Here is a 24,248-nt window from a genome sequence, read left to right on the forward strand (position 1 = left end):
GAAATGGCGGAGGCTCGACGGTCGGAACCGCCTGCCGGAGGTCATCAGCGGGGTTGAGTTCCGCGACGGCGTCCGCCACATTCAAGCTGCCGCCTGATCAAGCGTCACCAACTTTCGAGCATATCTCATCAGATCCAGTAGCAAGGCCAGCCCGAAGCCCTTGGGCCCGGCGGCAGGCAGCAGCATGCCCCTGATCGCGGCGGTGGGGTCGGTCGTGGGCGCGCCCTCGGCATCCGTGGCCCAGTTCTCCGGCAGCGCCTGGCCGGCGGCGGCGGCATTGCGGATCTTGCCCATCGACGCCGCGCTGAGCGCCATGTCCACCTCGGCATGAAATCCGCCCGACGACGGCGCGACGATGGCCAGCGGGTTGTTTCCGGTCTGCGCCTCGGCCCCGCCCGGCGCCGGCAGCAAGGGGCGGGTATTCGTGGTCGCAAGGCCGATACATCCCGCATCCGCCATCATCCTGCCATAAAGGCCAAGCGCGCCCATGTGATTGGCGTTGCGCACCGCGACCGCCCCGATGCCATGCGCCCTTGCGGATTCGACCGCCAGCGCGACGGATTTCCGGGCAATCGGCTGACCCAGGGCATTGCCGGCGTCAAGCACGGTACAGGCCCCCCTGGCCGAGACGATCTGCCCCTCGGCCTCGGCCGAGATCGAGCCGTTGCGCAGCCGGTCCAGATACATCGGCACCAGCATCACGCCATGCGAGGGCATGGCCTCAAGCTCGGCCGCCACCAGATCCTCGGCGGTGATCCGGGCCGCGATGCCAGGAACGCCGGCGGCGCGAAACAGCGACACGACATCCGCGATCAGGCCAGATGCCAGGAGTTCCCCGCTCATCTCGCATCCTCGTCATTGTCGTACCAGTCGGGGCGCACCGGGTAATGCGGGCCGTCATAGATCTCGACCACCACGGTTTCCTCATGTGCGATGGTCGGGCCATGCACATTGCCCTTTGGGTTGCAGTAGAACGACCCCGCGCGCAGCGCCACGCCGGTCAGCGTATATTCGTAATGCCCGCTAAGGCAGAACATCATCTGGTTCGATGCGTGCAGATGCGGCTGCGGAATGCTGGCGCCCTTTTCGAACTTGATCAGGGCGATCGACGCACCGCTTTCGTCGTCGCGCCACAGCATCTTTTCATGGACGCCCTTCAGCGACTTGGCCCGCCAGGGCATGTCGTTCGACTGGAGCAGTATCTCTTCCAGCTTCGGCGCGCCGGGGGGCATGGATGGTTTTTCGTTCGACACAGCGTCCTCACATTCAGGGCCAGTTATATGGCTGATGATATTTCAGTTAAATGCAAACAGAAGGGCCCGTTTCTCCTCATGTCCGGAACCTATCCCTCCTGCGCGGCCTTGTTTTCGACCGCTTCGCTTCGCGCGCGGGACTGCGCGTTCTTGCGCATCAGCCAGACAGTGGTCGCGGCTGCCATGACCAGCAGCGCCACGGCCACCGGATAGCGGTATATTTGGGTCAGATCGCCATTGGTCAGCGCCAGCGATTGCGCGATCGACAGCTCGAAACGGGGTCCGAGGAAAAACGAGATGATGAAGATCACCAGCGGAAAGCCGTAGGATTGCATCAGATAGCCCAGCACGGCAAAGATCACCATGAAGACGACGCTGAACAGGCCGCCATCGGCCATGTTGACGCCGACGAAGCACAGCAGGATCGCGGCGGAATAGATGACCGATTCCGGCGCGGAAATGGCCCTGACCCACAGCCGCAGCCCCGCCTGCCCGATCCAGAGATTGATGAAATTCGCCATGATCATGGCACCGAACAGGCCATAGACCAGCCGCCCCTGGCTTTCGAACAGCAGCGGGCCGGGCTGCATGCCGTGGATCATGAAGGCGCTGATGATCAGCGCGGCCCCGACATTTCCGGGGATGCCCAGCGTCAGCAGCGGGATCATGTTCGCGCCCATCACCGCCGAATTCGCCGATTCCGTGGCGGCGATGCCCTTGATATTGCCCCTGCCATAGCTGCCCGGATCCTTGTCCGAGGCCTTGGTGAAGGCGTAGGACATGAAGGATGCGGCAGTGGTGCCGATCCCCGGCAGCGCGCCCAGCACGGTGCCGATCACCGCGCCGCGCAGCAGCACGATCCGGCAGGCCCAGTATTCGGCCCAGGACACGCGATCATCCGCCGGATCGCCAGATGACGCGATCTGGATCGCCGGATCGACGCTGCCCGAGCTTTCGGCCAGCCGGCGGATGACCTCGGAAATCGCAAGCGCGCCGATGGCCACGGCGGTCAGCGGCAGGCCGTCATAGAGATCCCACATGCCAAAGATCAGCCGCGGCGTCGAGGCCTCGGGATCGGTGCCCACCGCCGCCATCAGCAGCCCCAGAAGCGCCGCGATCATGCCTTTGACCAGCGAATCGCCCATCAGCCCCGACAGGACGGCAAAGGCAAAGATCATCAGCGCCATTACCTCGACCGGACCCATGCGCAGCGCCAGAACCGCGAGCGGCGCCGAGACGGTAATCAACACCAGATCGCTGAACGTGTCACCGGTGATCGACGAGAAAAGCGCCATCTTGGTGGCCTTGAGCGCCTTGCCCTGCCGCGCCAGCGGGTAGCCGTCCAGCGCCGTTGCCGCCGCGTCGGGCGTGCCCGGCGTATTGATCAGAACCGCCGGGATCGCGCCGCCGACCAGCCCGCCCTTGTTGACCCCGACCAGAAAGGCAATGGCGGTCAGCGGGTTCATCGCAAAGGTAAAGGGGATCGCGATGGCCATGGTCATGATCGGGCCGATGCCGGGAATGGCCCCGACAAGCTGGCCGACCGCCACGCCGAAGATCACCAACAGCAGGATCTCCAGCGTGAAGGCATCCGAGAACCCGGCAAGAATTGTGGCGATATCTACCATGTCAGGGCCCTTACGGCAGCGCGCGGCCCAGCAGCTGGGTGACCAGCAGCCAGATCAGCGCGGGAATGACGACGACTCCGATCGCCAGCCAGAGCGGGCGGTGCTCGCCGACCATGAGCATCAGCGTGAGCGCCAGCAGAGGCGCGACCACGACGAAGCCGATCCACGAAATCGCATAGAGCGCGGCGAACAGGATCGCGACGAACAGCGCCACGCGCAGCAGCAGGCGCGGCTCGGGCGCCTCCTGTTCCGCCGGCCGCAAGACCATCAGCAGGCCGCCAAGCGCGATCCCCAGCGAATAAAGCTTGGGCAGGGCGTCCGGCGACAGGCTGACCTCGTCCATCTGCTCGGCGAAATTGGGAACGATATAGAAATAGAGCGCCAGGCCGAAAACCAGCAGGAACGCTCCACTCAGGCGGTCGACAGATCCCAGCATCGTGTTACCTCGGGAATGGCTGGCGCTGCCGATGGTGATCGCAGGGCCAGGCGGGGTTTCAGTTGTTGAGGGCGATGAAGTTTTCCAGCCCGTCGAGCATCATCTGGCGGGCGCCCTCGGATCCCAGATTCTTGGGATCGTTCCTGATCGCGTTCCTGACCGCCTCGGCGACCTCATCGGTGGCCACCGCGGCATCGAGCGCCTGCGACAGGGCCGCCACCGCGGCGGGGTCGGTGCCCTTGGTGGTGGCGATGAAAAAGACCGGATCGAAAAAGATGTCGATGCCGGATTCGATGAAGGTCGGCGCATCGGGGGCCCAGGATACCCTTTCGGGCGCGGTGGTGGCGATTTCCTTCATGTCGCCCGCATCCTCGAAGGGGAAATGCTCGCCCGAGGAAAAGCCCGCCTGGACCTGCCCGCCCAGGATCAGCTTCATCGTCTCGCTGCTGCCCTCGCCGGCGACCAGGTTGAATTTCGCGCCGGTTTCGCGCGCGACCTTCTCCATCACCAGGCGCTGGCCCAGGGCGATGAAGCCGATCGAGATCGGGCCGTTCTCGATGGAGTAATCGATCATGCTTCGCATGTCGTCGAACGGCGCATCCTTGCGCGCGACGATCACGATGGGCGTCGAGGCGACCGTGCCCAGATAGTCCAGATCGTCCAGCGCAAAGGCCATCGTGTCGGGATCGGTCGCCAGTTTGGCAAGCACCGGCATATTGACCCCCATGCCGATGACATCGCCGCGCGGCGGGCGCTTTGCGATGCCGGTCAGCATGGCGATGCCGCCGCCGCCGGTGCGGTTCTCGGCCACGATGTTCCAGCCGGTCTGTTCCTCCATCACCTTTGCCAGCACCCGGCCGATCACATCCGTCGTCCCGCCCGCGGCAAAGCCGATCTCAAGCGTAAGGCTGCCTTTCGGCGCCCATTCCTCGGCCGATGCCGGTGCCCCGATCAGGACGGCCATGGCCATTGCTGCAAGCTTTGAAAACCGTCTCATTCCGCTCCTCCCCAGAATCGGAAACCTCTGTCTGCTCGGCTCAGGTTATAAAATCCATCATGAAATATCAACAAATACTTTATATGAAAACACGATGCTCGCATCCCTGCCCGGGCGTCCTTGTCCCGGGCACGCGGTGGAAAACGGCGGGGTTTCAGTTGCGCTGCAACAGCTTGCCCGGGTTCATCAGGCCGTCCGGATCAAGGCTCTGCTTGATCTGTCGCATCATCGCATATTCGACATCGCTCTTTTGCCGCCGCATCCGTTCGGCAAACATCGCCCCGACGCCATGCTCGGCCACGATCGAGCCCTGCATCTGCCAGATCAGCCCATCGACCTCGGTACAGATGCGGTCGTTCATCGCGGGCGGCGAATCTGCCGGGACAAAGACGGTATAGTGGATATTGCCATCCCCGACATGGCCCGCCGCATAGCAGATCGCATCGGGCCGGAGGGCATGGACGATCTGGCCGGCACGGTCAAGAAACTCGACGATCCGCCCCCGCGGCACCGAGACATCCCATTTCAGCGAAGGCATCGCGAAATACTGATAGGGGATCATCTGCTCGCGGATTTCCCACAGGTTCCGCTCTTGCGCGACCGAGCTGGACAGCACCGCGTCGCTGAGGATTCCGGCCTCGAACCCCTGTTCGAACAGCCGCATCATCGGCTCTTCGACACTGTCCAGACCGGCAAAGCGCAGCAGCAGATACCATTCGCCCCGCGTCCCAAGCGGGCGTCGCAGATCGGGATAGCGTTCCAGCGCCTTTTCGACGCCCATGCCGGGCATCAGCTCAAAGGCGACCAGATGTTCGCCGCCGATGCCGCGCGCCATGTCGAAGAATTCGTTCAGCCGCGCCATGTCATCCAGCACGGCCATCATGGATTGCGTCACCGGCTGGTCGGGATGCAGGCGAAAGACCAGCCTCGTGATGATGCCCAGCGTCCCCTCGGAGCCGATGAAGAGATGCTTCAGATCATAGCCGGAATTGTCCTTGATCAGGCTGCGCAACCCGTTCCAGATCGTGCCGTCGGCCAGCACGACCTCGAGCCCCAGCACCTGTTCGCGGGTGGTGCCATAGCGCAGGACATTCAGCCCGCCGCCATTGGTCGCCACGGCGCCGCCGACCGTCGCCGTGCCGCGCGCGCCCCAGTCGGGCGCAAAGACCCGGCCCCCGGCCAGCGCGGCCTCCTGCAGGGTCTGCATGAGGACCCCGGCCTCGACCGTGGCCGTGCTGCTGGCCGGGTCGATGCCGAGGATGCGGTTCATCCGGGTCAGCGAAAGAATGACCGCCGCCTGCCCGTCCAGCGGCACCGCCATGCGGCAGACATTGCTGTTTCCGCCCTGCGGCACGATGGCGATTCCGTGGCGCGCGCAGAGGCGGACCGTCGCCGCCACCTCATCCGTCGAGGCCGGGCGCGCGACCAGCAGGCATTCGCCGCCCGGTCCCATGATATCCGTCGCATAGGGGGCGCTGTCCCCGGCACCCACCCAGCCCGAGGGGCCAAGGATCGCCTTCAGCGCCGCGATGGGATCGTCCGTCGTTTCCTGCATGTGCGATGACGCCGGCATGTTTTCTGGGTTGCGCATGGGTCAGTAACCGGAATCGCCGCTGCGGATGATCTGGTCGATATCCCCCTGATCCCAGCAGCCCAGATAGATGCCGGCCCGCGCCTCGCCGCCGATGGCATCCTGCAGATCGGCATCGGACACGGTGACGCGGCAATGATGCCGCAGCGCCCAGTCCAAAAGCGCCCTTGTCAAGCGGACGATCACCTCGCGGCAGGCCGGATCCGCGCCCAGATCGCGCAGCTCGTCCGGGTCCTCGGCCAGATCGAAAAGCATCGGGCGAAAACCCACGACATTGACCAGCTTGAAACGCCCGTCAAAGACCATCTGCATTCTGCAATCCGCGACCGGCATCTCCAGCCCGACGCGCGCCTTCCTGACGCTGTAATCGTATTCCGAGATCGCCACCTCGCGCAGCTTTGCCCTGCTTCTGTGCAGCAGGCCGATCAGCGACTTGCCCTCGATGATCTGCGTGGGCACCGTTCCGCCGTAATATTCGATAAAGGTCGGCAGCAGGTCGATGCATTCGACCAGTGCATCCGAGACCGTGCCGCGCGTCGCATCCGCGGCGGGCGACGGGTCCATGACGATCAGCGGCACCCTGACCGCGCAGTCATGGAACATGTCCTTTTCGCCCAGCCAGTGATCGCCCAGATAATCGCCGTGATCCGAGGTAAAGACGATCATCGTCCTTTGCGCCTGGCCGCTCTTGCGCAGATAATCCAGCAGGCGGCCGATATTGTCGTCGATCTGCTTGATCAGCCCCATATAGACCGGGATCACGCGGTCGCGGACCTCGGGTCGGCTGAAGACCTGCGAGACACGGTTCCTGTGAAACTCCCGCAGGATCGGATGCGGATCGCGCAGCTCCATGTCCGAGCGCACCACCGGGATCACGTCCCGGGCGCCGTACATCCGGTGATAGGGCGCCGGCGCGACATAGGGCCAGTGCGGCTTGATATAGCTGAGATGCAAGCACCAGGGCCGGTCGCCGGCATCCTCCATGAACTCGATGGCGCGGTCGGTGGAATAGGCGGTCTCGGTGTCGCGCTCGGCCGCGCGGGCCGGGCGATGGGCCTGTGACAGATGCCAGGGCGACAGGGCCTCGCCATGATCGCCCAGGGGCGCGTTCGCGTAATCCTCCCAGGGATTGTCGGTCCGATAGCCGCGCGCCTGCATGCGCGCCTGATAATGTGTCGGCTGCTTGCCCGAGGCGCGCTGATGCAGCCCGTCCAGCCGGTCCCACAGCTCAAAGCCGCATTCGGCCATCAGCCGACCCTCGGGCGAGGAGGGGGCGATGCCCAGCCGTTCCATGCCCTTGCGGTCGGCCACCATATGCGTCTTGCCGCACAGCGCCGTGCGCACGCCCAGCGGCCGCAGGTGATCGCCCATCCCCATCTCGCCCACGCGCAGCGGAAAGGAATTCCAGGTGGTTCCGTGGCTGCGCGGATAACGCCCGGTATAGGTGCTCATCCGGCTGGGGCCGCAGACCGGCGACTGCACATAGGCCCGGTCAAAGCGCATCCCGCGTTCGGCAAGGCTGTCGATATGCGGCGTCTTCAGCGCCGGATGGCCATAGCAGCCCAGATAGTCATGGCGAAGCTGATCGCACATGATGAAAAGGATGTTCGAGGACCGACCGTGTGTCATGCTCTGCCTTTCGCAGGACGGGGCGGCCTGCTGCCGGCCGGGCCGACATGCCCGCGCCCGACCGGATTTCGTTTGCCGGGCACCCGTCTCAGATAATCCTTGTATAGTAGGCGCTTCTTATACTATATCAACTGAAATATCAAAAAAAATCTCACTGCTGGATTGGGAGAACCAACAGATGCCAGACCGTGCCGCGATGCTGCTGGATGCGTTTGACGATTGGATTCGTGGATCTTTTGTCGAGATGAACTGTGCGCTTGAGGACCTGTATTGGCACCAGGATGACCGCTCGAACACCGAGGGAATCGGCGATGACATCAAGCAGCGGCTGGAGCGCGAGGGCCGCGAACTGATTGCGCCGATCCTGTCCGACTGGGTGCCCGACAGCACGCCCGAGACGGCCTATTACCTGCTGGGCAGCGTCGGTTACTACATGGCCGCCTGCCGCCGCCACGAGATCACGCTTGAAATCCGCGAAACCGAATCGCCGCTGGTCGAGGCCTCGGCGCTGGCCAACAAGCTGGGCCTGTTGCTTGGCGTGGCGCCGCGGCTGGTCACCAGCCAGATGCAATATCTCAACCTGGCGCGAAATGGCGATGACCGCAGCTTTACCCGGCGCCGGGATGAAATCCTGTTCATGCAAAGCAACAGCAAGGCGCAGCTGAACTATATGCAGGCCGCCGACGATCTGGCCCGGATCGCGGCCATGGGCCTGTCGCATCCGGTCGCGCTGGATCTGCTGGCGGATGCGGAAACGGCGCTCGGCAGGCTGCGCAGCGCGAATGCCAACCTGTTCAAGGAACTGGATGCCGAGCGCTTCTTTTATTGCGTCCGGCCTTATGTGAAATCCTACCGCGTCGGGCGGCAGGTCTGGCGCGGTGCCAATGCCGGCGATCTCTCGGCGATTGCCGAGGTCGATCTGCGTCTGGGCCTGTGCAGCCCGAACGATCCCTTCTATCTGGGCGTCATGGTCGAAAAGGCGCCCTATCTGATCCGCAGCGACCAGCAGCGCCTTGCCTCGGCCATCCGCGACAGATCCCTGCTGGATCAGCTTCTTGAGGGCGCCGATGCCGGCGCGCCATGGGTGCCTGCCGCCGCCAGGGCGATGCTGCCGGTCTATGACACGATCGCGGTGGCCGCGACACAGCATCAGAACATGCTGGTCAGCCGCTTCATCCAGAAACCGACCATGAAGATGCTGGAAAAGCACATGCAGACCCTGACCGCCAGCGGCATGGAGCTGAAGGCGTTGATCGCGGATCTGCAAAGGCTGTGCGATTTGCGCACCGGCGCGGATGTCGAGGGCATCGGTTCGCGCGGCGCGGATCTGCAACGTCTGCGCGATCTGGCCGATGTGGATGAAAGGATCCTCGCCCATGGATCGGCATGACGGGTATTTCCTCTACCATTCCATCGGTCATTTTCCCGACAAGGCCGCCAGGCTGACCGCCGCGCTGACCGAGTTCGCGCAGAAATGGGCGGCGGGCGGCGACGGGCAATGGCCCTATTGCGAAAGCGTCGAACGCGGCTATCTGGATCGCTGGACCCGGCTTCTGGGGGCCGGGGCGGGCACTGTCGCCCATGCCGAATCGGTCACCTCGGCCATGCATGCGCTGATTTCGGCCCTGCCCGAGCAGGTCCTGCGCGGCAAGCGCGTGGTGATGCCGGCGGACGGCTTTCCCTCTCTGGTCTTTCTGTTGACCGGATTGGCCGACAGATACGGCTTTGCGCTGGATCTGGTGCCGCTGCGCGAAGGCGCGTTCTGGGTGGAATGCGACGATATTGCGGCACGGATCGACGGGACGGCGGGGCTGGTGCTGCTGAATTGGGTGTCGTCGACATCCTCCCATAAATGCAACGTGCCGCGCCTGACGCGGCTGGCGCATCAGGCCGGCGCGCTGGTCGGCCTCGACATGACGCAAGGCGCGGGGATCCTGCCCTTTGACGTGGCTAAGGTCCCTGTCGATTTCGCCGCCTCGACCAGCCTGAAATGGGTTTGCGGCGTCCCCGGCGCGGGCATCCTCTATGCCACGCACGATCTGATCCGCCGCTGTATCCCTGAACGGCGCGGCTGGTTCAGCCAGGGCAACCCGTTCAACTGGACCCTGTCGGAATTTGCACTGGCCGGGGATGCGCGCAGGTTTCATCTTGGCACGCCGTCGGTTCTGGGCTGCGCGGGCACGCTTCCGGCGCTGGACTGGGTCCTGTCCGGCGGCGCCGAGGAGGCGCGCGAGAAGAACGTGAAAATCGTCGATGCGGTCATCGGCATCGCGGATGAGCTGGGCCTTTCCCTTGCCTCGCCGCGCGAGGATCACCGGCGCGGCGCCAGCATCATGCTGCATTTTCCGGGCGATACCCGCGCAAAGGCCGCGCTGCACCATCTGGCCGGCCACGGCATCCATGCCGATGCAAGGGGCGAGGTGCTGCGGCTTTCCCCCGGCATATCGACATCGCCCGCGATGCTGGATCATCTGCGCGATGGTCTGGCCGGGATACCGAAGGGCGGTCGCTAGGATCAGCCCACGCCAAAGGCATTCGGCGGCAGGCGTTTCAGCCGTTCGGACAGGTCCATGATATGGCTTCTCATCGCCTCGGCCGCCGCATCGCCGTCCCCGGACAGGACCGCCTTGGCGATGTCGATATGCTTGTTCTTGCTGACCTCGACATTCAGCGTCTGCCACAGGTTCAGATACCAGAACCGGCAGCAGCGCTCATGCAGCCCGGTCGCGAATTCGCCCAGAATGTGGTTGCCCGAACATTCATTGATCTTGCGATGAAAGGCCCGGTCGCTGGCGATGAAGCCATCGATATCGGGGGGCTCAAGCATCTCGTCCGGCGCCTCGGCCAGGGCGACAAGATCGGCAAGATCGGTTTCGGAAATCTCGTCCGAGGCAGCATGCTCGGCCGCCATGCGCGCCAGCTCCGGCTCGATGATCAGGCGGGAATCCAGGATCTTGCGGATTTCCAGCACGCCGTCGGGCTGCACGACGACACCCTTGCGCGGCAGAATCTCGATCAGGCCTTCCAGCTGCAGAAGCTGCAGGGCCTGATGAACCGGCGTCCTGCCGAGGCCCAGCTTTTCGCAGATGGCCGCCTCATTCAGATACTGGCCGGGAAGAAACTGAAGCCGGATGATCTTTTCACGGATCTGCTGATAGGCCTGCTCAACCAGCGGCTTCTGCGCATCCGGCTGCGCGGTTTTCTTTTCATCACGCGTGCTTTTGTCCAAGTCCCGAACCCTCTCGACCGCATCCCTATCGGTAAATAGGTGCAGCGCCGTGCAAAACCAACTGAAATATTAGCGATCCGCACCGTCTCGCCTTTCCATGCCCGCCCGTTCAAGGCCGTGTCAGGCCGCATTCACCGTCAACGGGGCTACAGACCGTCCAGAATACGCCTTGTCTCGTGCATCCGCCGCAGCGAGTTGCCGATGTGCTCGCGCCAGCGCGGGCCGACGCCCATTGCGGTGGCGTAGGCGCCGGCCAGATCGTCGGGCCGGTCCTCGGCCATTGCCGCGATCAGGAACGCCGCCTGCTCGCGGTCCTTCGAGGCTTTCAGGCTGCCCGCGCCATCGCGCCGCCGGTCGGCGATGATCAGTTTGTGGATCGCGTATCGCTCGGGGCGGGGCACCTGCACCAGAATGCCGGATCTGTAGATCGCCGCTGCGTGGACCGGCTCGGCGATCAGGAAATTGAGATAGTTCAGCGCCTGCGCGCTCACGCCCAGAGCGGGCAGATCGCGGATGGTTTCCGCACCGAAGGCGGGTGTCAGGAACTCGACCAGCTGGCCGCTGCCGCCCTGCGCCCATCGCCATGTCCGCCCCGGATCAAGCCCGGGCAGGGGGGCGAATTTCAGCGCCGAGAAGGTTTCGGCCAGCCCCGGATCGACCCGATCCTCCAGCGCGACGCTGAGCTTCGCGAACTGGGCGATATCCAGGTCGCCGGTATTCGCCATTCCGCCCAGGGGCAGGCGCATCCCCAGCTCGCCTTCGTAGAGCCGGAACGCATTCGTGCCGACGATCGTGCCGCCCAGCCGGAACACCCCCGCATCCGCCATGGCCGACAGCATGGAGCCGGTCGCCCGGTCGGTCGGCGTCATGCCTTCGGCGCGCAACAGCCTGACCAGCCGCGCCCGCGCTTGCTGCCGCTGCCGGGCGGTCGCGTGAAGCTCTTCGACGCGCTCGATGCGCCTGCGCGTCTCGTCGCTGTCTTCGCCGATATAGGTGAAATGCATGTCCGACCCGACCCGCCGCGCGGCATACCAGTAAGCCTTGTCGCCGCGCTGCTTGAGGGTCGGCTTGCCCTGAACGCCGGACACGGCATCATCCTTCAAGAGCCGCACCAGATCGGTATATGCGCTCATCGCGATACTGCTGAGCGGGGTCATGCCTATCACTTTCGATTTTTGCTTGGCACGTTTATACCTATCAATGATTCAATTTGCTAGGCATGCCTGCAAAAGGGCGGCAAACCGCCAGGCTTGCGGTGCCGCCGGCCGTATCGTGAAAACCCGTCCTGCCCGTGGCCGCGCGGGGCGGCAGAACCGCCCCGGCCTGTCGCGGGCCTACTGGCCGCCGGCGCTGTAAAGCATTTCGGCCACGTCGTTCATCTGGACCGACATGCTGCGCTGGCGCGGCGGGAATTCCTCGAAGGTCGCGACGTAATCGGCGACGATCTTCGCGGCCGGGCCCATCAGCCAGCTGCGGTTCTCGGCCCATTCGTCATAGCCGCGCGCTTCGTGGAAACGCTCGAACGGGTCAAGCTTCAGATTGGTGATGATCGGCGTCGACAGCTCTGGCTGAGGCGAGCGGAACCACGCCTCCTGATCGCGGAACTGCAGCTTGTAATCGCCATAGCGCAGGGCCTGAAAGGTGGTCTCGGTGAAATAGAAGAACTCCTTGCGCCGGGTTTCGCCGTTGTTCAGCAGGATGTCCGACTGATCGTAGCCGTCCAGATGCACGCGATAGGTGGTGTCGCCGACCTGCCGGCCCTGCAGCAGGTCCTCTTTCAGCGTCCCGTCGCCCAGCAGCGACAGAAGCGTCGGCATCCAGTCCTCCATGGTCATGAATTCGCCGGTCGAGACACCTGCCGGGATATGCCCGTCCCATTTCACCATCATCGGCACGCGGAAGCCGCCTTCGTAACCGCCCACGCCCTTTTCGCCGTGAAAGGGCTGGTTGCCGCCATCGGGCCAGGAATTCGAGGCCGCGCCGTTATCGGTCGAGAACATGACGATGGTGTTATCGGCAACGCCAAGCTCGTCGAGCAGATCGAGAAGCTGGCCGACATCATCGTCAACCTCTTTCATGCCGTCGGCATAAAGCCCGTAGCCGGTGACGCCATCGGATTCCGGCTTGAGGTTGGTGCGGTAATGCATGCGCGAAAAATTGTGCCAGACAAAGAAGGGATCGCCCGCCTCGACCGAGCGGCGGATGAAGTCCACCGACTGGGCCATGACCTCATCATCCAGAACGCGCTGGCGTTCGGTGCCAAAGGGGCCAAGGTCGCGAATTTCCTGATTGCCGTCGCCAAGCGCGCGCGCCTGAATGACGCCGCGCTGCTTCAGGCCCATTTCCTCCTGCACCTCTTCGTTCGGGAAATCGTATTGTTCGGGGTATTCGCCCGCGTTCAGATGATAGAGGATGCCGAAGAATTCGTCGAAACCGTGATTGGTCGGCAGATGCTCGTCGCGGTCGCCAAGGTGGTTCTTGCCGAACTGGCCGGTGGCGTAGCCAAGCGGTTTCAGCAGCTCGGCAATCGTCGGGTCCTCGGCCTGAATGCCCTGTTCGGCGCCCGGCAGCCCGACCGTGCTGAGCCCGGTCCGCATCGGATACTGCCCCAGAATGAAGGCGGCGCGGCCGGCAGTGCAGGAGGCATGCCCGTAATGGTCCATGAAAATCATGCCTTCATCGGCGATCTGGTCGATATTCGGCGTCGAGCCGCCCATCATGCCGCGATGATAGGCGCTGATGTTCCACATGCCGACATCATCGCCCCAGATGATCAGGATGTTCGGCCGTTCGGGATCCTGATTCCGGGCCGCGGCTTCGGTGCTGGCCGTCTCCTGCGCGAAGCCGGGCGCGGCAAGCCCGGCAAGGAGCGATGCGATGACGAAAAGACCTCTGAGGCGGGTAACGGGCCGGAGAAGTACTTTCTGCTGCATGACAGTATTCCTTTCTCACAGGTATTCTGACGATAGGTTTACGATTGATTCATGACCTGGCAACCGGAGCGATTTCATCGTGCATCTTCGACAATTCCTCCGCCCGCCGATGGTTCTGGCGCTTGCGGTCCTCTGCTTTGCCGGGCCGAACGGCCGGTTCGCCGCCGCGCAGACCCCGGAGGGCGCGGCCCCCGGCTATATCGGCAGTGAAGCATGCGCCGCCTGCCATCGGCAAGAGACAAGTGACTGGTCCGGCTCGCATCATGCCCGGGCATGGCAAAGCCCGGCGCCGGACACGGTTCTGGGCGATTTTTCCGGCCGGCAGGTCACGTTTGGCGGCTCTGTCGTCAGGTTTTCGGCGCAGGGCGGGGCATATTCCGTCGCGATCACCGAGCCGGACGGGACAAGGGCTGTCCATGAGATCACCGATGTCGTCGGCATCGCGCCGCTGCAGCAATATCTGGTCGAGACCGCGCCGGGCCGGAAGCAGGCGCTGGATTTCGCCTGGGATGTCGCGGGCGGGCGTTGGTACGATCTTTACCCGGATCAGGACGATCTGCCCGCCGACGGGCTGCATTGGAGCGGGCCTTACAAGAACTGGAACGCCCGCTGCGCGGTGTGTCACGCGACAGGCTACGACAAGAACTACCTGCCGCAGAGCCACAGCTATCAAAGCAGCCAGGCCGAGGTCGGCGTCGGCTGCGAAGCCTGCCATGGCCCGGGTCGCGCCCATGCCGAATGGGCCGGGGCGCCCGACCGCGATGATGCCGCAGTCTGGCCCGGGCTGTCCGCATCCGGATTGACCGCGACCTTTCCAAAGGACGACCCCGAGGCGCAGATACAGGTCTGCGCCGGCTGCCATTCGCGCCGCAGTGCCCTGACCGATGAAAGCCCCGTGCCCGGCACATCCTTTCATGACAGCTATGAGCTGGCGCTGGTCGATGCCGACCGGCTTTACCATCCCGATGGCGCGATCCGGGACGAGGTCTATGTCTACGGCTCGTTCCTGCAATCGAAAATGTATCGCAGCGGTGTCCGATGCAGCGATTGCCACAACCCCCACAGCGCGCGGCTGAAGGCCGAAGGCAATGCCGTCTGCACGCAATGCCATTCCCCGGCCGGAAATACGCGTTTTCCGTCGCTGAAACCGGCCGATTACGACAGTCCCGACCATCATTTCCACGCGCAGGGATCGCAAGGCGGGCAATGCCGGAATTGCCACATGAAGGCGCAGCTTTATATGGGTATCGACGAACGCTCGGACCACGCCTTTCGGATCCCGCGCCCGGATCTGGCCGCGCAGACCGGCGCTCCGCTGGCCTGTCTGGACTGCCATGCCGACAAAGATGCCGGATGGGCCGATGATGCCATCCTGGCCCGTTTCCCCGATGCCGATCGCGGGCCGCATTTCGCGCAGGTCTTTGCCCATGGCGAGACCGGCGGCGACGGCGAAACCCTGGACCGGCTTTTCGATATTGCCGGGGACGGGGACGAGGCGGCGATCATCCGGGCCAGTGCGCTGAGGCTCGCCGCCCCGCATATGCGGCAGGCGGATACGGAACGCGCCGCATCGCATCTGGGCGCCGGGGACGCGCTGATCCGCGCCGCCGCGATTCCGCTGCAACGCAGCGCCTCGGCCTCCGACAGGCTGCGCCGGATCGCCCCCTTGCTTGAGGATCCGGCCCGGTCGGTCAGGATCGCCGCCGCGAAAGAGCTGCTGCAAACCCCCGACATTCCGGTGCCGCCCGAATATCAGGGACCCTATCGGCAGGGCGTCAGGGAGATTCAGGAATGGCTGCTGGCCAATGCCGATTTCCCCGAGGGCCAGCTGGCGCTGGCCGGCACGGCGCTGGCCCTGCGCAACATCCCGGCCGCGCTTGCCGCCTTTGCCGAGGCGGCGGCGCAGGATCCGCAGCTTGTCGATGCCTGGGTGATGCAGGTCAGGCTGCTGGCCGCGCAGAACCGGATCCTTGCTGCCCGCGAGACATTGTCCCGCGCCATGGCGGCCAATCCCGGCGATGTCCGGCTGCTGTCGCTGGATCTGGAACTGCCTGCCCGCTGAGCGGCCGGCCGCGCGCCGCGACGGTCCCGTTCCGGCGATGAAAAAAGAACGGCTCGACAGCCCGGCACGGTTCAAAGCCATGCGGCTTTGTGCTTGAAATCGGGTGTCATCGGCGCTGCGGGGATGAAGAATGTCGAAACTTCGCTGGATATTGTCGCGCATCAGGCGCAAGCTCTGGATCAGGGTGGCGCTCTATGCCGCGCTCGGGGTTCTGGCGGCGGGGCTTGCGTCGCTTGCCACCCGCTTCCTGCCCTGGTCGATGCCGATCAATGTGACCTCGGACGCGATCGACAGCCTGCTGACCGTCATCGCCTCGAGCATGCTGGCCGTCACGACCTTTTCGATCGGCTCGCTTCTGACCGCCTATGGCTCGGCGACCTCGAACGGCACGCCCAGGGCGACGGTGCTGCTGACCGAGGATGAGGTGGTGCAGTCGGCGCTGGCCACCTTTGTCGGCTCGTTCCTGTTCAGCATCGTCGGGCTGACTGCCTCCAAGGTCAGCGCCTACGGGCCGCAGGGCCGGGCGGTGCTGTTTCTGGTGACGCTGGCCGTCATCCTGATGATCGTGCTGGCACTGCTGCGCTGGATCAACCAGCTGACCCGGCTGGGGCGCGTCGGCGACACCGTGACGCGGCTGGAGGACGCCACCTTTCGGGCGATGCAGGTGCGGCTGGAGCATCCCTATCTGGACGCCCGGCCGGCGCCCGCCCGATCGCCGCAGCCCGGGGCCGGCGCCGAGGTTCCCGCGCGGCAGGTCGGCTATGTCCAGCATGTGGATACCGGCGCGCTGGCCAAGCTTTGCGATGAGCACGAGCTGGCGATCGCGGTGCGCGTGCTGCCGGGCGGTTTCGTCTATGAGCATACGCCGCTGGCGCTGATCCATGGCGGGCCGCAGCCGCTGCCCGAGGACCTGCCCGAGGACCTGGCCGACGAACTGGCTGACGCGATCCGCGCCGCCATCACTCTGGGCAAGACGCGCAGTTTCGACCAGGATCCGCGCTTCGGCCTTGTCACCCTGTCCGAGGTCGCCCTGCGGGCGCTCTCGCCCGCCGTCAACGATCCCGGCACCGCCATCGACGTGATCGGCCGCCAGACGCGGCTGCTGAGCTATTGGGGCCGGGGCTGGGACGAGGCCGCCGGCGTCACGCCGCGCCATGAACGGGTGACCGTGCCGCCGCTGGAATATGGCGACATGTTTGACGATGCCTTCAACCAGATCGCGCGCGACGCGGCCGGGCAGGTCGATGTCATGCTGCGCCTGCTCAAGGCGCTGGCAGCACTGACGCAGATCGGCCCGCCCGAGGCGCGCCGGGCGGCGCAGCATCAGTTGCAGCTTGCCTATGAGCGGGGCATGCAGGATCTGCCGATCGAGGCGGACCGCAAGCGCCTGACCGGGGTTTACGAGGCCGCGCGGAGCGAAAGCGCCTTGGGCCAGGGTTGAAATATTTCCGCTGAGCCCTCCTGTCGCGCCAGCGGCAGGCACACCTCCGCCCGTCCCATGGCGGCCGAATCGATTCCGGTTTCCGCGGCTTGTCCGGCCCGTCGCGGCCCCTTTTTCACCGCCCGACGCCGCCGCCGGACGGGTCGCGGGGGGCAGGTTCCCTAGCGCGCCGCCCCGGCCGGGATCGCGGCGCGGAACCGCCCCGGAAAACCGACAGATTCACTGCTGAATTGCCGCCGGAGGCTGGCCCTTGTTTTCGTGGAGATATTCCCTTGTCGACAGATTCGCTTGGATTTCAGGGCCTGAAACCCTAGCAAAACGATCACCCGAATATCGCCGACAAATTCACTCAACCTTTTGTTTTTATTTATTTTTCTATTGCACAGGCAGGGGCGCATCCCTATATCCCCTGACAGGTAGCCAGCCAGCGACATGCCAGCCAGCCACCTGATCCAGACAGTCAGCCAGACAGGAGAAGATGACATGACCCGGACCGCCTGCAGCGCCTGCGCGTTCTATGAAGATCACGTCGCGAACTCCGCCAGCACGCTTTCGGATTCCGGCCTTTGCCGGGCCAACCCGCCGGTAACGCAGAAGGATGCGGATACCCGTGGATATTGGCCGGTGGTCAAATCCAGCGACTGGTGCGGCCAGTATGCATCCAGCTTTGCGGCCGCGTGATTTCGCGACATATCGCCAGCTTCAGGCAGCCTTCGGGCTGCCTTTTGCATTTCAGGGGGGCCGCAAGGGCAGGGGGCGGAATGCGGAAACGCCGCCCCCGGTTTCCCGGGAGCGGCGCGACAGGCCACGGAGTTTTATGAGCTGAACCAACGAAGGCTGGTGTGCTCCGGGGCCCGACCCCGGTTCATTCGGCCGCGAACTGGTTCATGGTATTGGCGTGCCCGCCCGCCTTCAGCGCGCGTTCGCCGCCGACCATTTCCTTGAACGTGTCGCCCAGATCCGAGCCGACCTCGTGCTGGTGCTTGACCGCCGAGATGCCGCGACGGATTTCCTCGCGCTGGACGGTCTTGACATAGGCCAGCATCTTGTCCTCGCCAAAGTAGCCGCGCGACAGCTCGTCCATCGACTTGGCGGTCAGGTGGAAGGTGGGCAGCGTGATCAGGTTGTGGAACACGCCGGCGCGGGCCGAGATATCGGTCTGGAAGTTCTGCAGACGGGCATCCGCCTCGCGGCCCAGATCGGTATCGTCGAATTCCGGCTTCATCAGCTCGTTGCCCTCGGGGTAGTCGGCGGCGCTGATCGTGCCCTCGGCCAGCCATTGCTCGCGGACCTGCTTGCGCAGGTTCAGCGTCCAGTTGAAGCTGGGCGAGTTGTTATAGGTCAGCTTGGCGTTCGGGACGACCTTGCGGACCTCGTTCACCATGCCGGCGATCTCATCGACATTGGGCGTGTCGGTTTCGATCCAGACCATATCGGCGCCGCCGACGGTCAGGTTGGTGATGCAATCCTCGATCACGCGGGCGCGGCCGGTATTTTCCTTGAACGGGAACAAGCCGTTGGGCAGACGGGCCGGCTTGACGAATTCGCCGTTCTGGAACAGCGCCACCTCGCCGTCGCGGATCGGGTTCTGATCGTTGATCGGCTCGGTTTTCAGCCATTTGATATATTCGGCGGCCATGTCGCCGGGCTGCTGGCTGACCGGGATCTTCTGGGTCAGGCCGGCGCCCAGGCTGTCGGTGCGGGCGACGATCACGCCATCCTCGACCCCCAGTTCCTCAAGCGCGAGGCGGCAGGCGCGCAGCTTTTCGATGAAGTCTTCGCGCGGGACCGTCACCTTGCCGTCCTGGTGGCCGCATTGCTTGGCGTCCGAGACCTGGTTTTCGATCTGCAGCGCGCAGGCGCCGGCCTTGATCAGTTCCTTGGCCAGCAGGTAGGTCGCGTGCTCATTGCCGAAACCGGCATCGATATCGGCGATGATCGGCACGACATGGGTTTCGAAATTGTCGATCTTTTCGATCACGGCGGCGCGTTCGGCATCCGATCCGGCAGCCTTCAGCTCCTTGAACAGATCGTTGATCGCGACCTCGTCGGCCTGACGCAGCGAGACGTAGATTTCGTTGATCAGATCGGCGACGGCGGTCTTTTCATGCATCGACTGGTCGGGCAGGTGGCCCCAGCGGTTGCGCAGGCCGGCAACCATCCAGCCCGACAGATAGACATAGGTGCCGCGTGCGGTGCCGCGCATGCGCTTGACCGACTTGATCATCTGCATGGCGTGGAAACCCGACCAGCAGCCCAAGCTTTGGGTGAACTTGCTGCTGTCGGCGTCATAGGCGGCCATGTCCTCGCGCATGACGGTGGCCATGTCGCGGGCAATGTCCAGATGCGTGTCATAGGTGTTCTGCATCTTCAATTGCACGATATCGTCGACGCTGACCCCGCCCTGGGTCTGGCCCGAGGGGTAACGCTTTTCGATTTCGGCGCGAAGCTCGCTATAGGTTTTGCGCTTTGCCATGTTGGTTCCTTTCGTCGGATTCCTTGGGAGGATGAGGGGGGCGGGCACGCGGCCCGCCTTGAGGGTTCTGAAAATCAGTCCAGCGCGTTCAGCACGTCATAGGCCTGGACGGTGATGAAATCGGGCAGGACGGGGGCGGTCACGGCCTCTTGCACGATGCGCGCGGCCGAGGCGTAATGCCCGCGATGGAAGCCGTTCGGCCCCAGCCGTTCGAGGATCCGGACAATCTCGGCCTGGACCAGTTCGCCCAGCCATTCGGCACTGAACAGGCGCTCTTCGCCGCTTTCCAGCGTCACCGTGGCGCCATGGCGCAGCCATTGCCACAGCTGGGCGCGGCTGATCTCGGCAGTGGCGGCGTCCTCCATCTGGTTGTTGATCGGCACCGCGCCGCGGCCCTGCAGCCAGTTCGCCAGATATTCGATGGCGACCGAGATATTGGTGGTGAGCCCCGCCTCGGTGATCGTGCCCTGATGCGGCTTCAGCAGCATGGCGGGCTTGATGTTCCATTCCTGGCGCGGCTTGCGGATCTGGTTCGGGCCGGACATCTCGGCGTCGAAAACCTCCTGCGCGACCGGGACCAGATCGGGATGCGCGACCCAGCAGCCGTCGAAGCCCATGCCGACCTCGCGTTTCTTGTCGGCGCGGACCTTGGCAAAGGCTTCCTCATTGGCGGCATCGTCGCCCTTGACCGGGATCGCGGCCGACATGCCGCCCATGGCGTGGATGCCGCGCCGGTGGCAGACCTTGACCACCCGCGCCGCATAGGTGGCAAGGAACGCGTCCTCCATCACCAGCTGCGCGCGTTCCGGCAGGACATAGGCGTCGTGATTGCGCAGCGTCTTGATATAGCTGAAGATATAATCCCAACGGCCACAGTTCAGCCCGGCGATATGGTCGCGCAGCTCCCAGATGATCTCGTCCATTTCAAAGGCGGCGGGCAGGGTTTCCAGCAGCACCGTGGCCTTGATCGTGCCATTCGCCAGCCCGACCTTTTCCTGGGCATAGACAAAGACCTCGTTCCAGAACCGGGCCTCGCCATGGGCCTCGATCTTGGGCAGGTAATAGAACGGCCCGCGGCCGGTGGCGGCCAGCGCGCGGCCGCAATGGAACAGCGACAGGCCGAAATCGAACAGCGATGCCGACATCGGCTGACCGCCGATCAGCACGTTGGATTCGGACAGGTGCAAGCCGCGCGGGCGCATGATCAGCAGCGCCGGATCGGCCGCGACGCGATAGGATTTGCCGCTGTCGGGGTCGTCAAGCTCCAGCGTGCCGTCGCGATAGTCGATCAGGTTCTTCTGACCCGCGATCAGGTTGGAAAAGCTGGGCGAGGTCGCGTCCTCGAAATCCGCCATGAAAACCCGGGCGCCGGAATTCAGCGCATTGATCATCATCTTGCGGTCGACCGGGCCGGTGATCTCGACGCGGCGATCCTCAAGCGCGGCGGGGATTTCGGCGGCACGCCAGATGCCCTGGCGGATCTCCTTGGTCTGGGGCAGATAGTCGGGCAGTTCGCCGCGGTCGATCCGCTCCTGTCGGCGGGCGCGGGCGACCATCAGCGCGTGCAGGCGCAACCCGAAACGGCCTTGCAGATCCGCGATGAAGGCCAGCGCATCGGGCGTCAGCACATGGTCCGAGCCGGGAACGGCGCGCAGGACGACCGGCGGAAGCGCGGGCGGTGGGCGATCAAGTGGCATTGGGGGCCTCCAGTGGTTTAGCTCATAATGTCATGTTAGTAATGTAATGCTTGTTGTATAGTGTCTGTTCGGTTCAATCGGGTGTTATGGTAAGTATTGTCACTGGATAACACCGGGTAATGTAAGGTTTGTAATGTGACATCGCGAAGCGAGAAACTGATCATCGGCCAGCGTTTGCGCGTCCTGCGGCAATCGCTGGGCCTGACGCAGGCGCAGATGGCGGCCGAGCTTGGCGTCTCGGCCAGCTATGTCACGCTGATCGAATCGGACCAGCGGCCGGCCTCGGCGCGGTTCCTGATGAAACTGGCCGAGGTCTATGACCTGAACGTGTCGGAGCTGGCGCCCTCGACCGATGCGCAGCTGGCCGCCGATTTCCATGCCGCGCTGAAAGAGCCGGCCCTGGGCACCGGCAGCCTGTCGCGCTCGGAGATCGAGGCGGTGCTGCAGGCCTCGCCCCGGATCGCGGGCGCCTTTGTCCGCCTGCACGAACAGTATCGCGAGGCGATCCTGCGCCCGCAGGCCGATGACAACCCGCTGACCGACCGCGACAAGGTCGAGGTGCTGGCCGAGAATTCGCGCCCCGTCGATGTGGTGCGCAGCTGGTTCTACACGCAGCGCAACTATGTCGATGCGCTGGACCGCCCGGCCGAGGCGCTGGCCGAGGAACTGGCGCTGCACCGTCACGAACCCCATGTCGCGCTGACCAGCCGGCTGGCCGCGCACGGGATCATCGTGCGCATCCTGCCGGCCGAGGTGATGGGCGACCAGCTGCGCCGGTTCGATTTCCACCGCAAGGAGCTGATGCTGTCGGAACTGCTGGGCCAGGCCAGTCGCCGCTTTCAGATCGGCGTGCTGCTGGCCCGGCTGGAGCAGGAGGCGACGATCGCGCAGCTGGTGCAGGAATCCGAGCTGACCGATCCGCCGGCGGTCTCGCTCCTGCGGGTCAGCCTGGCGAATTACTTCGGCGCGGCGCTGCTGATGCCCTACGGCCGTTTCCTGGCCGCCTGCGAATCGGAGCGCTATGACGTGGAACTGCTGGGCCACCGTTTCGGCGCCAGTTTCGAGCAGACCGCGCATCGCATGTCGACGCTGCAACGCCCCGACGCGCGCGGCATCCCGTTCTATTTCGTGCGCGTCGATCAGGCGGGCAATATCTCGAAACGGTTCAGCGCCGGGCGGTTCCCGTTCTCGCGTTTCGGCGGCACCTGCCCGCTGTGGAACATCCATGCCGCCTTCGAGACGCCCGAGCGGATCCAGACCCAGGTCATCCGCATGCCCGAGGGGGCCAGCTATTTCTCTGTCGCGCGCACCACCACGCGGGCAGGGGGCCGACAGGGCGCGCCGGCGCAGCGGCTGGCCATCGGGCTGGGCTGCGACGTGTCCTATGCGCCGCGGCTGATCTATGCCGACGGCATCGACCTGAGCCGCACCCGCCCGGTCGATATCGGGCTGAACTGCTACCTGTGCGAACGCCCCGACTGCTCCGCCCGCGCCCATGCGCCGATGAACCGCCGGATGAAGGTGAACGAACGCGAGCGCAGCCTGGCCATCTTCAGCTTCGAGGAAGAAGAGGGCTAGGGCCGCCACGAACGCGACGTCATGGCGGGCGGCTGGTTGTGGCGCGCGGCCTGCGCACAAACATCCCTGATCGAACGCGGGCAGGATCTTGCCCGGACAATCAATGGATGGAGCGGATCATGCTGGAACCTCTGGAACAGGACGTCAATCGTCGCATCGTGCTGAACGCGCGGCCGGTCGGCGGCGCGAAAGAGACGGATTTTCGTCTGGAAACCCAGGCCGTGCCGCAGGCCGGTCAGGGGCAGTTGCTGGTGCACAACCATTTCCTGTCGGTAGACCCCTATATGCGCGGGATGATGTCGGACCGCAAATCCTATGTCGAGCCGATCGCGCTTGGTGCGCCGATGGCCGGGCTGACCGTCGGGCAGGTGGTCGAATCGCGCCATGACGGTTTTTCTTCGGGTGACTGGGTGGTGACCAATGGCCACTGGCAGGATTATTCGCTGGTCGATGACGCGCAGACCTGGAAGCTTGCCGCCGGCCTCGAACGGAAATCCCTGGCGCTTGGCGTTCTGGGGATGCCGGGCCTGACCGCCTGGGCCGGGCTCAGGCTGATCGGCAAGCCGCAGGCCGGGGAAACGCTGGTGGTGGCCGCCGCGACCGGGCCGGTCGGCTCGATGGTCGGGCAGCTGGCCCGGAAGATGGGCCTGCGCGCGGTCGGCGTCGCGGGCGGTCCGGAAAAATGCCGCATCGCGGTCGAGCGTCTGGGCTTCGACGCCTGCCTCGATCACCGCGCCCCGGATTTCGAGGCGCAGCTGAGCGCGGCGGTTCCCGACGGCATCGATATCTATTTCGAGAATGTCGGCGGCCGCGTCCTTCGCGCCGTCGTGCCGCTGCTGAACCAGCGCGCGCGGATCCCGCTTTGCGGCACCATCGTCACCTATGACGATCCCGACCGCCCGAACGATACGCTGCCCGATCACACCGACATCATCATGTCGCGGCTGCAGCAGCAGCGGGTTCTGGTGCAGGGCTTCCTCGTCGGGGACTATTTCCACCAATGGGGCGAGTTCCTGCAGGAGGTCGGACCCTGGGTCGAGGCCGGCGAGATCAGCTTTATCGAGGATATCGTCGCGGGGCTGGAGAATGCCCCCTCCGCCCTGATCGACGTGATCAACGGCCGGAATTTCGGCAAGAAGATCGTCAGCCTGCGCGACTGAACGCCGCGCCGCCCGGACATGTCCCGAGTGATGCCGCCCCGATCGGGCGGCATCATCGCGGTTTCGGGGCCGCGCCGGACCGGGCCGGGCGCGCTTTCGGCACCATTTCCGAATTATTTGTAACGATTTTGTAACGGG

20 protein-coding genes are annotated in these 24,248 nt (G+C 64.6%); 7 read left to right on the top strand and 13 right to left on the bottom strand.

Annotated elements, in window-relative coordinates:
* Positions 1-81 precede the first annotated feature (81 nt).
* From IT41_RS14805 to IT41_RS14835, 7 genes are all read right to left on the bottom strand, one after another.
* Positions 82-843, bottom strand: a complete 762-nt coding sequence (locus IT41_RS14805; protein WP_052081636.1) for an Ldh family oxidoreductase — start codon at positions 841-843, stop codon at positions 82-84.
* Positions 840-1,253 (bottom strand): cupin domain-containing protein, encoded by a 414-nt coding sequence (locus IT41_RS14810; protein WP_217642788.1) that lies wholly within the window; start codon positions 1,251-1,253, stop codon positions 840-842. Before IT41_RS14810 ends, IT41_RS14805 begins: the two co-directional genes overlap by 4 nt.
* Before the next feature lie 89 nt (positions 1,254-1,342).
* Positions 1,343-2,881 carry a tripartite tricarboxylate transporter permease gene (locus IT41_RS14815; protein ID WP_052081638.1) on the bottom strand — a complete coding sequence of 513 codons (1,539 nt, stop codon included), beginning with the start codon at positions 2,879-2,881 and terminating at the stop codon, positions 1,343-1,345.
* A 10-nt stretch (positions 2,882-2,891) separates the two neighbouring features.
* Entirely contained in the window at positions 2,892-3,317 is a 426-nt protein-coding gene (locus IT41_RS14820) for a tripartite tricarboxylate transporter TctB family protein (RefSeq protein WP_036742802.1), read from the bottom strand.
* A 58-nt stretch (positions 3,318-3,375) separates the two neighbouring features.
* On the bottom strand, positions 3,376-4,314 hold the full coding sequence (locus IT41_RS14825) for a tripartite tricarboxylate transporter substrate binding protein (RefSeq protein WP_081967577.1): 939 nt from the start codon (positions 4,312-4,314) through the stop codon (positions 3,376-3,378).
* A 154-nt stretch (positions 4,315-4,468) separates the two neighbouring features.
* A complete protein-coding gene (locus IT41_RS14830) occupies positions 4,469-5,869 on the bottom strand; it encodes an FAD-binding oxidoreductase (protein ID WP_036742806.1) in 1,401 nt (466 codons plus the stop codon).
* A gap of 39 nt (positions 5,870-5,908) precedes the next feature.
* On the bottom strand, positions 5,909-7,534 hold the full coding sequence (locus IT41_RS14835) for a sulfatase-like hydrolase/transferase (RefSeq protein WP_036742808.1): 1,626 nt from the start codon (positions 7,532-7,534) through the stop codon (positions 5,909-5,911).
* Between the two features lie 178 nt (positions 7,535-7,712).
* On the opposite strand from IT41_RS14835, the gene IT41_RS14840 reads away from it, so the two are divergent.
* Positions 7,713-8,924 (top strand): monodechloroaminopyrrolnitrin synthase PrnB family protein, encoded by a 1,212-nt coding sequence (locus IT41_RS14840; RefSeq protein WP_175496410.1) that lies wholly within the window; start codon positions 7,713-7,715, stop codon positions 8,922-8,924.
* Entirely contained in the window at positions 8,911-10,047 is a 1,137-nt protein-coding gene (locus IT41_RS14845) for an aminotransferase class V-fold PLP-dependent enzyme (protein ID WP_036742809.1), read from the top strand. The genes IT41_RS14840 and IT41_RS14845 overlap by 14 nt, the downstream gene beginning before the upstream one ends.
* A 2-nt stretch (positions 10,048-10,049) precedes the next feature.
* On the opposite strand, the gene IT41_RS14850 is transcribed toward IT41_RS14845, so the two are convergent.
* From IT41_RS14850 to IT41_RS14860, 3 genes are all read right to left on the bottom strand, one after another.
* On the bottom strand, positions 10,050-10,763 hold the full coding sequence (locus tag IT41_RS14850) for a GntR family transcriptional regulator (protein ID WP_052081642.1): 714 nt from the start codon (positions 10,761-10,763) through the stop codon (positions 10,050-10,052).
* A gap of 146 nt (positions 10,764-10,909) precedes the next feature.
* The gene (locus IT41_RS14855; RefSeq protein WP_175496409.1) at positions 10,910-11,920 is read right to left on the bottom strand and encodes a nucleotidyltransferase family protein; all 1,011 of its coding nucleotides are present in this window, start codon (positions 11,918-11,920) and stop codon (positions 10,910-10,912) included.
* Positions 11,921-12,097: 177 nt separating this feature from the next.
* Positions 12,098-13,696 carry an arylsulfatase gene (locus IT41_RS14860; protein ID WP_081967580.1) on the bottom strand — a complete coding sequence of 533 codons (1,599 nt, stop codon included), beginning with the start codon at positions 13,694-13,696 and terminating at the stop codon, positions 12,098-12,100.
* 79 nt (positions 13,697-13,775) lie between these two features.
* On the opposite strand from IT41_RS14860, the gene IT41_RS14865 reads away from it, so the two are divergent.
* Both IT41_RS14865 and IT41_RS14870 read left to right on the top strand, forming a co-directional pair.
* Positions 13,776-15,758 carry a multiheme c-type cytochrome gene (locus IT41_RS14865; RefSeq protein WP_231564761.1) on the top strand — a complete coding sequence of 661 codons (1,983 nt, stop codon included), beginning with the start codon at positions 13,776-13,778 and terminating at the stop codon, positions 15,756-15,758.
* 130 nt (positions 15,759-15,888) lie between these two features.
* Positions 15,889-17,199: a DUF2254 domain-containing protein gene (locus IT41_RS14870; RefSeq protein ID WP_036742814.1), complete on the top strand. Its 1,311-nt coding sequence runs from the start codon at positions 15,889-15,891 to the stop codon at positions 17,197-17,199.
* A gap of 161 nt (positions 17,200-17,360) precedes the next feature.
* On the opposite strand, the gene IT41_RS20855 is transcribed toward IT41_RS14870, so the two are convergent.
* Positions 17,361-17,633 carry a hypothetical protein gene (locus tag IT41_RS20855; protein ID WP_139221664.1) on the bottom strand — a complete coding sequence of 91 codons (273 nt, stop codon included), beginning with the start codon at positions 17,631-17,633 and terminating at the stop codon, positions 17,361-17,363.
* Between the two features lie 49 nt (positions 17,634-17,682).
* Between IT41_RS20855 and IT41_RS14875 the strand changes: the two genes are divergently transcribed.
* Positions 17,683-17,880 (top strand): hypothetical protein, encoded by a 198-nt coding sequence (locus IT41_RS14875; protein WP_036742815.1) that lies wholly within the window; start codon positions 17,683-17,685, stop codon positions 17,878-17,880.
* Between the two features lie 184 nt (positions 17,881-18,064).
* On the opposite strand, the gene IT41_RS14880 is transcribed toward IT41_RS14875, so the two are convergent.
* Positions 18,065-19,675 (bottom strand): isocitrate lyase, encoded by a 1,611-nt coding sequence (locus IT41_RS14880; protein WP_036742817.1) that lies wholly within the window; start codon positions 19,673-19,675, stop codon positions 18,065-18,067.
* Between the two features lie 74 nt (positions 19,676-19,749).
* Positions 19,750-21,372, bottom strand: a complete 1,623-nt coding sequence (gene aceB / locus IT41_RS14885) for a malate synthase A (RefSeq protein ID WP_036742818.1) — start codon at positions 21,370-21,372, stop codon at positions 19,750-19,752.
* Between the two features lie 135 nt (positions 21,373-21,507).
* On the opposite strand from aceB, the gene IT41_RS14890 reads away from it, so the two are divergent.
* Both IT41_RS14890 and IT41_RS14895 read left to right on the top strand, forming a co-directional pair.
* Complete coding sequence (locus IT41_RS14890) at positions 21,508-22,950, top strand: helix-turn-helix domain-containing protein (RefSeq protein WP_036742820.1); 1,443 nt, start codon at positions 21,508-21,510, stop codon at positions 22,948-22,950.
* 119 nt (positions 22,951-23,069) lie between these two features.
* Positions 23,070-24,110 carry an NADP-dependent oxidoreductase gene (locus IT41_RS14895; protein ID WP_036742873.1) on the top strand — a complete coding sequence of 347 codons (1,041 nt, stop codon included), beginning with the start codon at positions 23,070-23,072 and terminating at the stop codon, positions 24,108-24,110.
* Positions 24,111-24,248: the final 138 nt, after the last annotated feature.

The organism is Paracoccus halophilus, from assembly GCF_000763905.1.
Taxonomy (GTDB): domain Bacteria; phylum Pseudomonadota; class Alphaproteobacteria; order Rhodobacterales; family Rhodobacteraceae; genus Paracoccus; species Paracoccus halophilus.